This window comes from Ligilactobacillus sp. 110_WCHN, from assembly GCF_030518115.1.
Lineage (GTDB): Bacteria > Bacillota > Bacilli > Lactobacillales > Lactobacillaceae > Ligilactobacillus > Ligilactobacillus aviarius_C.
In genome coordinates this window covers 1-5,267 of record NZ_JAULLI010000035.1, presented here as the reverse complement: position 1 = coordinate 5,267, position 5,267 = coordinate 1, and the positions used below count along the sequence as shown (strand labels likewise).

Annotated in this window: 8 protein-coding genes; all 8 read left to right on the top strand. The window is 36.9% G+C overall.

The genetic code is table 11. From position 1 onward, the window contains the following. A partial coding sequence (locus Q3C15_RS08475; RefSeq protein WP_302704957.1) for a hypothetical protein occupies positions 1 to 212 on the top strand: 212 nt, incomplete at its 5' end. Between the two features lie 2 nt (positions 213 to 214). Continuing rightward, positions 215 to 448, top strand: coding sequence for an XkdX family protein (locus tag Q3C15_RS08470; protein ID WP_302704956.1), 234 nt, complete (start codon positions 215 to 217; stop codon positions 446 to 448). A gap of 48 nt (positions 449 to 496) precedes the next feature. Next, complete coding sequence (locus Q3C15_RS08465) at positions 497 to 1,738, top strand: hypothetical protein (protein ID WP_302704955.1); 1,242 nt, start codon at positions 497 to 499, stop codon at positions 1,736 to 1,738. 421 nt (positions 1,739 to 2,159) lie between these two features. Next, positions 2,160 to 2,474 carry a hypothetical protein gene (locus Q3C15_RS08460; RefSeq protein WP_302704711.1) on the top strand — a complete coding sequence of 105 codons (315 nt, stop codon included), beginning with the start codon at positions 2,160 to 2,162 and terminating at the stop codon, positions 2,472 to 2,474. Further along, positions 2,467 to 2,931 carry a phage holin gene (locus Q3C15_RS08455; protein WP_302704954.1) on the top strand — a complete coding sequence of 155 codons (465 nt, stop codon included), beginning with the start codon at positions 2,467 to 2,469 and terminating at the stop codon, positions 2,929 to 2,931. Before Q3C15_RS08460 ends, Q3C15_RS08455 begins: the two co-directional genes overlap by 8 nt. Next, a complete protein-coding gene (locus Q3C15_RS08450; RefSeq protein ID WP_302704953.1) occupies positions 2,918 to 4,108 on the top strand; it encodes a GH25 family lysozyme in 1,191 nt (396 codons plus the stop codon). Before Q3C15_RS08455 ends, Q3C15_RS08450 begins: the two co-directional genes overlap by 14 nt. Before the next feature lie 165 nt (positions 4,109 to 4,273). Beyond that, the gene (locus tag Q3C15_RS08445; protein WP_302704952.1) at positions 4,274 to 4,738 is read left to right on the top strand and encodes a Panacea domain-containing protein; all 465 of its coding nucleotides are present in this window, start codon (positions 4,274 to 4,276) and stop codon (positions 4,736 to 4,738) included. Further along, a complete protein-coding gene (locus Q3C15_RS08440) occupies positions 4,738 to 5,166 on the top strand; it encodes a hypothetical protein (protein ID WP_302704951.1) in 429 nt (142 codons plus the stop codon). Before Q3C15_RS08445 ends, Q3C15_RS08440 begins: the two co-directional genes overlap by 1 nt. The last annotated feature ends 101 nt before the right edge of the window (positions 5,167 to 5,267 follow it).

Here is a 5,267-nt window from a genome sequence, read left to right as displayed (position 1 = left end):
CTTCAGGGAACTTGGTTTCGGCCACGCTTGAAGAAAGTGACGATTATGCCAAAAGTCATAACGACATTAAAATTCCACCGTCTACGGCACAGAAGCAAATCACCAATTTAACGATGATGGTTAGTCAATTAAATCAACAAATTACAGGCTTGACTTCATTAGTTCAGGCACAACAACAAACGATTTCTAATAAATTGAAAGGAGCAAATTAGACATGGTTAACTGGTACGAAATGATTAAGGAACAATGGGACTGGGGTTGCTACACATCACGTGACCAATTGGATATTTACGTAAATTGCGGTTGGATCACCGCTGACCAAGCAGACGAAATTGCAGGAGTGGGTAAATATGCTAAACCGGCCACACCGGATACAACTACGCCAAGCGATTCAACTGTACCTGATTTAGGCGAAGCTTCAACTGGTACACCAGTAGCAAATCAATAATTTTTTTATTAAGACTAAGAGGTGGGTGGGAGGCAGAAAGGATACAGCATGAAGAAATTAAATCTTTTAGACCAATCTTCAAGTTTTAAGGTCAATGATACTGGGACAATCATTCCTTTCAATGCGTTTGAAGACAATCAGCCATTTAGTGTGACTGCCGATGATGCAACACCTATTTTCAGAATTAAAAATGAAATGGGATTCTTAAAGTCGGTCAGTGCCACAGTAGCAGTTGGCGGATATATCTTCCAATTAAACACCAAAGATTTAGTTGACTTAGTTCCCGGAACATATCAAGTAGAATTAGTGGTTACTGATTCTAAAACAAATGAAGAACAAATCTTCCCTGATACCGGATTTTGTTCATTTAATATCACAGATAGCGCAATGACAGTGACTGGGACACAGATTCCAACAATGAGTTTAGACAGTTTTAAGAATGAATTACAACAGTACGTTGAAAATCAAGCAGAAAGTAAGTTGCAAACGATTGAAAGTGACTTCCAAACATATGTTGACAATCTGAAAGATTCGATGATTAAGCAAGCTCAACAAGCTAGTTCGGACGCTCAAAATGCAATTAAAACTGCTAACGGTGCAGTAACGACTGCTAATGCTGCTTCAACCTTAGCAAGTGCTGCCTCAAGCTTGGCAAATCAAGCACTAACTAAATTGCAACAACCTATTGGGGGTCGAAATCTATTATTAGACTCAAGAAGTGGTAATGGTTCTTGCTGGATTTATAAAAATATGAACAACGCTAATATGACATTCATGGGGTGTCCGGTTGGAAAGGTAAATCAAGCATGGTATAAAGCGATTGGGGCTTATGATGCTTACGATCTATACCAACGAGGTTTATACAATACAAACGATTACTACACCTTTAGCTGTTATGCTAAGATTGATGGATCAATCAAATTAAGAAAGGGTGATATTCGTTTTTATTGCACTGCTGCCGATGCAACAGGTGGAATGCCAGATATTTCAAAGGTTAATAGTGATAGTTGGGAACAAATTAGCATAACATTTAAATTTACAGAGGACACGCCAAATAAAAATGATGGGACTCAATCTATTAGATTTGAACCCAATGTATCGTGGAGTGGTAGTGGCTCTTATCAAGGTGTTGGAACAGGGTATCTATATCTCGCATGTCCGCAGCTCGAAAAAGGAGCTACTGCTAGTGATTATCGCCCGGCTCCTGAAGATAATTCTAGTGATATTCAACAAATGCAGTCACAAATCGTAGCGTTGACTCAACAGATTGCGACATTGCAGACAAAATAGTTAATTAATCAGGTGTGAAATTTAACTTCCTATTTCGTTAATATAGATAGGAAGTTATAATAGATTTATCCCTCTGAAAGAAAGGAGGGTAGTCGAAATGGATTGGAGAACAATCTTAATCACATTTGTTGTTCCTTTTGCAGTGAATATTGCAACCGAGTTGTTTAAGAGATGGCTTGATAAACACAATAGGAAGTGATTTTGCCAACAACAATAAAATCAAAAAATGGTAAAAAAAGAGACTTGCTGAGGAGGCAAGTCTTTTTTTCGTCTCGACGAATTATCGAAACAATCTTAATCACAACTAAATTATAACACACAAAAACCGACTTGCAATAGCAGGCCGGTTTTTATGTGTAAAGTGATATTTAAATTATAACATATCCATTTTGTTTGCGTTAAAGAAACGGAGGTGAGAAAAATGCCACATCATGTTTTAGGATTCGGTTGGGATGAGTTAGCAAGTATCATGACAGTTTTTTCAGTAGTGTGTGGAGTCTTTATCGGCTGGTTAGTCCATACTGTCAACGATAACTTTGCTAAAAATTCTAAACCGCTCAACGAAAGCATTGATAAATTAAGTAAAGTCATTGATTCGTTGAAGTTCCAATTAACAAGCCATCAGAAATCAATCGAAGATGTATCTAATAAAATGGAACGAATCAACGATCACGTAGTCGATCACGAAGCTCGTTTGAAAATCTTAGAAAAAGAAGAGGAGGATAAAGATGACTAATACAATCACGCAAATTATTGTTGCGGTGGCAGGAGTGTTGACACCTGTCATTTGTGGATATGTAGCTAATTTAATCAAGAAGTATATTCCTGATAAAAGTTTACTCCAAGCGTTGGGACAATTCGCACAAGACGCAGTAGTTGTTGCTGAAAAAGCAGGAGTTACTGATAAGTTATTGGATAAGAAACAATACGCAATCAACAAACTCCAAGACATGCTAGAACATGCAGGGTTTAGCAAACAAAACGAAGAATTGCTTGGAAGTTGTGTCGAACATGCTTATTGCGAATTAAAACACGATATTGAGTCAGTTTACAAAGCGCCAGCAGTTTCTGACACTAAACCAGTTGCAGAAAAGCCAAAAGAAAAAGTATACAAGTTAAGCGAAATGTGTGATAAAGACGGGAATATTATTCCAGAATTAATGAAAGGAGTTCCGGGATATGAAGAAAAATAAACTTATCATCGGTACAGCGATGTTAGCCGGTTTGACGGTTGGTGCGGGGCTAGCTAACCATATCGAACCGCCTAAAGTTGAAGCTGCACGAGTTGATATGATTGATTTGAGTAATCATAATGGGGCATTTACTTTAGCAGAATTTCAAAGTATGCGGAATAATTATGGTGTTAAAGCAATTACAACTAAAATCAGTGAAGGCAACTATTACGCAGACCCTTACGCAGCAGGGAATATTAAGACTGCTCAACAAGCAGGGCTGTATATTAATGGCTACTACTTCTGTCGTTATACCGATGTAGCTAGCGCCAAAGCAGAAGCAGAATACGCCGTACAAGTTGCAAGACAAGACGGTTTGCCAACAAACGCTGTATTGTGCGCTGACATTGAAAGTTCACAGCAACGTGGCTTAGGTACTTATGTCAACAGTTTAGCAATCGAAGCCATGAAGCAGATTGTCGAAAGTGCTGGGTATCGGTTCGACGTATATTCAATGTCGAGTTTCGGGGATACTGTTATCCCATGGAAATACATGGGTTGGATTGCAAATTATCCATTCAATTTAACTGTTGACCGGTATACGAAAGGTCATGCTTGGCAATTCACGGACAAGCAACATTTCAAAGATAGTTACGGTAATTTTGACGCTAGTCAGCTTTACGATAACTACTATACCGGTGGCTTGAATAAGAATGCTGTTATTAGCAATGCTGACACACACCACGTTGACACGCAACATGCAACAAACAAGCCAGCAAGCAACAGCAACATGACGGCTGACGGCGGTTCATCGAATGAAGATTATGCACAACGTGGCACGTTCACAGCGAACACCGCGCTAAACATTCGGATAGCTCCAAGCACTTCGGCAAGTATCGTTGGTTCATATGCACCAGATGAAAGCTTGGTTTATGACCACGTTTATATTCGTGGCGGTTATGCTTGGGCTCGGTACATGAGCTATTCAGGTACTTACCACTATGTTGCCATGGGTAAAATGGGCGGAGAAGAGTACGGAACTCGACAAGTATATTCAAACCGGACTTACACTGTTCAAAGTGGTGATACATTAAGTGGCATTGCTCGGCGGTTAGGTGTTTCAGTTTCATACTTAGTAAACAAGAATGGAATCAACAACGCCAACTTGATTTATGTTGGCGAAACGTTATCATATTAGCGTTAATTGAATATCAAATTAATTAGGAGCGTGCCATAATTGGTACGTCCCTATTTTTGTGTATATACAAGATGTAGGGATAAATTTAATTAAACACAAGATTTGGGAATTTAAAGTTCATGTTTAAATTGTTAGAATATTTATGAAGTATTGGAGGGTATGATTATGTATGATGTTTTCAAAATAGTTAATTGGTTACGTGTAAAAAATAATGCAGAATTAAGACAAAGTGATTATGCCGAAGTATTAACTCAAATGAAAGCGATGAAACTCCTATACTATATTCAAGGAGTTAGCCTTGCATATCTTAATAAAAAAATGTTTTCAAATAATATTGTAGCCTGGAAATATGGTCCAGCAGTTGTTGAAGTTCATCAAAAATATTATGGACAGCGTGAAATATTAGGTGAGATTACTGATTCAGATATTGAGGACTATAACGAATTATCTAAAGACGCTGAAGCTAGCGAAGTATTAAATGCTGTATGGGAAGCGTATGGAGATATGTCTGCTTCGCAGTTAATGAGAAAAACTCACAATGAATCTCCATGGCAAGAGACAAAACAAAGTGAAGTTATTACTGAAGAAAAAATGAAAAATTACTTTTCAAAAATTGTGAGTGAAGAATAGTGAACAAAAAGTTAAAAATACATGATACAGAGTCTTCAGAAGATAAAATAGTAATAAGAAAATATCAGGACCAAAGATTAACATTTAATTTTTCATTTTTAACAGCTGATAAAGCTTATAATCTGACTAAATGTGACAAAAAAGTTAAGTCTAAATTAATTGAAAGAATTGAAAACTTATCTCAAGAAGATGTAACTGCGGTGTTAAATAGAACAAAAGAGGTAGGTTTAGAAAAGATACCTAATGATGAAATAACGGGATTAAGAATTCATAATGTGTTCAAAGACACACGAGAAAGTGAATGTAATAAAGATTTTTGGGTTTTTAGGTTATCTAGCTTAGGAAGAGTCATTGGGAAGATGAATAAAAATATATTTTATATATTAGCAATTGACACAAAGTTTAAGTTATATGACCATGGTTCTTAACAATAAAAAAAGCTTTCACTGCATTGGCGGTGGGAGTTTATTTTTCTACCAAGAGTCAAGCTATATCAAGAAATTATTTAATTTTTATCAATAAATAATAG

Excerpts from the sequence above, each read along its gene's own strand:
- Q3C15_RS08470 (WP_302704956.1), top strand. The coding sequence starts at position 215 with ATGGTTAACTGGTACGAAATGATTAAGGAACAATGGGACTGGGGTTGC.
- Q3C15_RS08465 (WP_302704955.1), top strand. The coding sequence starts at position 497 with ATGAAGAAATTAAATCTTTTAGACCAATCTTCAAGTTTTAAGGTCAAT.
- Q3C15_RS08460 (WP_302704711.1), top strand. The coding sequence starts at position 2,160 with ATGCCACATCATGTTTTAGGATTCGGTTGGGATGAGTTAGCAAGTATC.
- Q3C15_RS08455 (WP_302704954.1), top strand. The coding sequence starts at position 2,467 with ATGACTAATACAATCACGCAAATTATTGTTGCGGTGGCAGGAGTGTTG.
- Q3C15_RS08450 (WP_302704953.1), top strand. The coding sequence starts at position 2,918 with ATGAAGAAAAATAAACTTATCATCGGTACAGCGATGTTAGCCGGTTTG.
- Q3C15_RS08445 (WP_302704952.1), top strand. The coding sequence starts at position 4,274 with ATGTATGATGTTTTCAAAATAGTTAATTGGTTACGTGTAAAAAATAAT.